Genomic DNA, 4,754 nt, shown 5'->3' with positions numbered 1-4,754 from the left:
ACTTACTCTTCTCTATACGTTCTTCTGCTTCTCTTACTAAAAATGACATTTTGCCTCCTCTTTCGTATGTACTTATCTTTTCATTCTATCATATATGTTTCTTTCTGCCTATTATGCAATGGTCTTGAATAGATTAAAATCCTTCCAAGTTACTGAAGATTCATTACAAATGGTGGGAGAATAGGATAATAAACTAACTTTGATAAAGGTGATACTAAAAAACTGAGGAGGAAATAAAGGATAAATTCTAACTTACTGAAATTAATTATAATCTCTCAAATATTTTTCTTATGTCCTTCATCTCGAGCTTGATGAATGTTGGTCTACCATGATTGCATTGCTCTGAAAAAGAGGTTTGCTCAATTTGCCGTAAGAGTGCATTCATCTCTTCCAAACTTAGGGTTCTACCAGCTCTTATACTGGAATGACAAGCAATATTACCCCAAATTTCATCAATTTTTTCATGAATTAGCTCTATATCATCAAATAAATAACTATTTTCAGCAATACTTTTTACAAAACTACTTATATCTAGATTTTGAAATACCACAGGAATTTGCCTGATTAAAATTTGAGAAATTCCATTCCTCTCAATTATTAAACCAAATATTCTTAGATTATCTTTTTTTTGCATTATATCTTCAGTTAACACCTTTCCCAATTCGATTATTTCAGGTATAAGTAAAATCTGGCTTTCAACCTTACCATTTTTTAATTGTTTTTTAATTTTTTCCAAGGTTAATCTCTCATGTGCAGCATGCTGATCTACAAGAATTAAGCTGCCACTTTTTTCTGCTACTATGTAGGTTCTATCTATTTGGCATTTTGCAAAACCGAGTGGATATTCCTGATTTGCAATATTATAATTTTGAGCAATACTTTTTTGCTCTATTTCATTTTCAACAAAATTACTTAAATATTTTTCTTCAACTTTTTTATCTGATATCTCTTTGTGATTATCTTCATAAAGAGAGGAGTTTGAATTTGCACTATTACCTATAATATCTTCATGATTATTTATTAAATTTTTAAGTCCCTGCTGTCTGGTTAGATTTCCATTGTTTATGAATAATTTATCTACAACTTTATTATACTCTTGTCTATGTTTTGTATAAGGCATGCCTTGAGGTTTAAAAAGCCTAACAGCATCATTAGCTAATTCTTTATTACTCATTAACTCAGCTTCTGAAATTGCAGCTCTTATAGCACTTATGATAATACCTTTGATTTTTTGCGAATCTCTAAATCTAACCTCAGCTTTAGTTGGATGTACATTAACATCAACTAATTTTGGATCAATATCCAAATATAATACTATTTGAGGAAATCTATTATGTGGTATTAGATTTCTATACGCAGCCTTTACTGCAATCGATAAAACCTTATCTCTAACAAATCTTTTGTTAATAAAAAAATGTTGATTCAAAGAAGTTGCAGAATTATAAGTTGGAATTGATGCATATCCATAAATTTTAATTTCTTCCTCTTCTAAGAAAAATTTTATGGAGTTATCAATAAATTTCTTACCTAAAATATCTTCTAGTCTTTGTGATGAATCAAGAATTGATACATCTTGAGCTTTAGTATCAATAATTACTTTTTCATTTGAGGTAAGCCTGAAAGTTATATTTTCTTTTGATAATGCCAATTTATTCACCAATTCAATGGATGCACTTGTTTCATTCGCCTCTGATTTTAAAAATTTTAGCCTTATAGGTGTAGAAAAAAACAAATCCTTTACTTGTATAGTTGTGCCAATATTTTTGGCAATTGGTTTCAAACTTGACTTCTCTCCACCCATTACTTCAATTTCCCAAGCATCATCACATTCATGATATTTACTCATAATTCTTAGTTTGCTAACAGCAGCAATTGATGGCAAAGCCTCACCTCTAAAGCCTAAATATTGAATATTGTTTATATCTTCTTCATCAAGTTTAGATGTTGCGTGCCTTTCTAACGCCAATTCAATTTCATCCTTCTTGATTCCTTTGCCATTATCTGTAACAGCAATAAAATTCCTCCCCCCCCTACTAATTTCAATTTCTATTTCTGTTGCTCCTGCATCAATTGAATTTTCCACCAACTCTTTTACAACTGACAATGGTCTATCAACAACTTCTCCTGCTGCTATTTTATTAATCGTATTAATGGTTAAGATACGTATTGGCATAAATAAAATTCTGAGCTTTATGGCTTCTAAAGAGAAATTTTACTTTCCTCTCCACGATATAATCTGATCATATTATCTTTATGTTTATAAACAATCAACGTTAAAATAAGTATAATAAAGATAGAGTTACCATAATTTGTATCAGTTATAATAAGAGCGAAAGTTGCTAAAAATAAAGAGGTTAAAGAGGCGACCGATGAAATTTTAAAGCATATAAAAGTGATAACCCAAATTATAGCCATTGCCAAACCAACTAGTGGATTTAGACCTAAAATCACCCCTAATACTGTTGCCACTCCCTTCCCTCCTTTAAATTTTAACCAGACAGGAAAAATGTGTCCAAGTATGCATACAAAACCATAAACTGCTATAAATTTTTGCTCAAAAACTATTGCAATAATAACAGCAATTAAGCCTTTTAGTAAATCAAATATCAATGTTAACGCTCCTAGTAATCTTCCACCCACTCTTAATGCATTAGTTGCTCCTATGTTTCCTGAGCCAGATTTTCTTATATCTCCTTTTTTCAGTATTCTACTTAAAATCAATCCAGATGGAATACTACCAAGTAAATAAGATATCAATAATAAGAAAAAATGAATTTGCATAATGATCAAAAACCATAATGATTAAGCCACCTTATATCACCATCAAAGAAATTTCTTAGATCTGAAATATTGTATTTTAACATTGCTAATCTTTCAATGCCTACACCAAATGCAAATCCTTGATACTTCGTTGAATCGATACTAACATTTTCAAGCACCTTTTTGTTGACAATACCACATCCAAGAATCTCTAACCAATCATCACCTACACCTATTTTTATTTCCCCTTTTTTACTTCTATCGCATTTAATATCAACTTCAAATGAAGGCTCTGTAAATGGGAAATAACTAGTTCTAAATCTCATGGGAATTTGCTCTGAGTTAAAAAATAGCTTTAAAAATATTTCTAAATATCCTCTCAAATCTACAACGTTTGATTTTTCATCTACAACTAAACATTCTAATTGGTGAAACATTGGTGTATGAGTTGCATCGTGGTCAGATCTATAAACTTTACCAATAGAAAATATTTTTAATGGTGGCTTATTTTTTAGCATATGCCTAATCTGAACAGTAGATGTGTGCGTTCTTAACAAACTTAGCTTTTTTTCATTATCCAATTCTTCAACATTATTTGAGGAATTTTCAATATAAAAAGTGTCATGCATTTGTCTCGCTGGATGATCCTCAGGGATATTGAGTGCTGTAAAATTGTTCCATTCATTTTCTATATCATAGCCATCAACATGCTCAAATCCCATCGAATAAAATATATCTTTTATCAAATTAATGGTATGTGAAATTGGATGTATTTTCCCTCTTCCAAAGCTCCTTCCTGGCAATGTAACATCTATCGATTCCTTCTTCAGCTTTTCATCAAAAATTGCTTCCTCAAGATTTTCCTTAATCTCTTGAATATTGCTTTGAATCTCATTTTTTATTTGATTAACTCTGGCACCAAATTCCTTTTTATATTCAGGCAATATGGTGGCAATTTTTTTGGCTTCATTTGTTATCAAACCATTCTTCCCCAAAAACCTGATTCTAATTTCATCTAAATGTTTTTCATCCTTGATTTCCTTAGCCAAGTTTTTAAATTCCTGATATATAAAATCCAGAGTGTCTAACATACTTTTAGATGTCAAAAAAAGTTTTTTAAAGATAAATCACTTAGCTAGCTTTTTTGTATCTTCTTCTAGGGCTTTTTTAACCTTATCTAATATTGCAGTGAACGCTTCTGCGTTATGGATAGCAAGCTCTGAAAGCATCTTTCTATTAAGTTCAATTCCAATAAGTTTAATTCCTTTTATAAATTGTGAATATACTAAATCTTGTTCTCTTACAGCAGCATTTATCCTTTGAATCCACAATACTCTAAAATCCCTTTTCTTATTTCTTCTATCTCTATAAGCATATTGCAAACCTTTTTCGACTTTTTCTATTGCAACTCTAAAACAGCTTTTTGCTCTGCCTCTATAACCCTTAGCTAATTTTATTATTTTTTTATGACGAGCCCTTGCTGTGACTCCGCGTTTTACTCTTGACATTCTTTATCTCCACTAAATTAATTAAGCATATGGCATATATTGAGGCATTCTTCTTGCCTCCATTTTAGGCAGAATAGTCGTGCCTCTTTGATTTCTGAGTTGACTCTTACTGCGCTTCCTCATGTTATGCTGTTTATTGGCCTGTGTGGCAATAACCTTACCACTCGCAGTGAATTTAAAGCGCTTCTTAGCACTTGACTTTGTCTTCATTTTTGGCATTTTGTCTCCGATATAAATATTTTTCTTGCTTCAAAGGCATGCCGTGTATAGCCCTTGATACTAATAATGTGTAGTATTACCCTAAAAATGAGAAAATATCAATAATTAATAACCAACTCCACTACAAATTTTAATATCATAAAGACCATTGCATAATAGGCAGAAAGAAACATATATGATAGAATGAAAAGATAAGTACATACGAAAGAGGAGGCAAAATGTCATTTTTAGTAAGAGAAGCAGAAGAACGTATAGAGAAGAGTAAGT

General features: G+C 31.0%; 5 protein-coding genes. All 5 read right to left on the bottom strand.

Annotated elements, in window-relative coordinates; genetic code table 11:
• Positions 1-265: 265 nt before the first annotated feature.
• The 5 genes from mutL to rpmI are packed head-to-tail and all read right to left on the bottom strand — an operon-like array spanning position 266 to position 4,487.
• Complete coding sequence (mutL, locus tag L8D11_RS03510; protein ID WP_236870293.1) at positions 266-2,173, bottom strand: DNA mismatch repair endonuclease MutL; 1,908 nt, start codon at positions 2,171-2,173, stop codon at positions 266-268.
• A gap of 26 nt (positions 2,174-2,199) precedes the next feature.
• Entirely contained in the window at positions 2,200-2,781 is a 582-nt protein-coding gene (gene plsY / locus L8D11_RS03505) for a glycerol-3-phosphate 1-O-acyltransferase PlsY (protein ID WP_236870292.1), read from the bottom strand.
• Between the two features lie 5 nt (positions 2,782-2,786).
• Positions 2,787-3,851, bottom strand: a complete 1,065-nt coding sequence (pheS, locus tag L8D11_RS03500) for a phenylalanine--tRNA ligase subunit alpha (RefSeq protein ID WP_236870291.1) — start codon at positions 3,849-3,851, stop codon at positions 2,787-2,789.
• 36 nt (positions 3,852-3,887) lie between these two features.
• Positions 3,888-4,268 (bottom strand): 50S ribosomal protein L20, encoded by a 381-nt coding sequence (gene rplT / locus L8D11_RS03495; protein ID WP_236870290.1) that lies wholly within the window; start codon positions 4,266-4,268, stop codon positions 3,888-3,890.
• Positions 4,269-4,289: 21 nt separating this feature from the next.
• On the bottom strand, positions 4,290-4,487 hold the full coding sequence (gene rpmI, locus L8D11_RS03490) for a 50S ribosomal protein L35 (RefSeq protein ID WP_236870289.1): 198 nt from the start codon (positions 4,485-4,487) through the stop codon (positions 4,290-4,292).
• Between the last annotated feature and the right edge of the window lie 267 nt (positions 4,488-4,754).

The organism is Candidatus Bandiella numerosa (assembly GCF_021811875.1).
Taxonomy (GTDB): domain Bacteria; phylum Pseudomonadota; class Alphaproteobacteria; order Rickettsiales; family Midichloriaceae; genus Aquirickettsia; species Aquirickettsia numerosa_A.
This window is presented reverse-complemented; position numbering and strand designations above follow the sequence as displayed.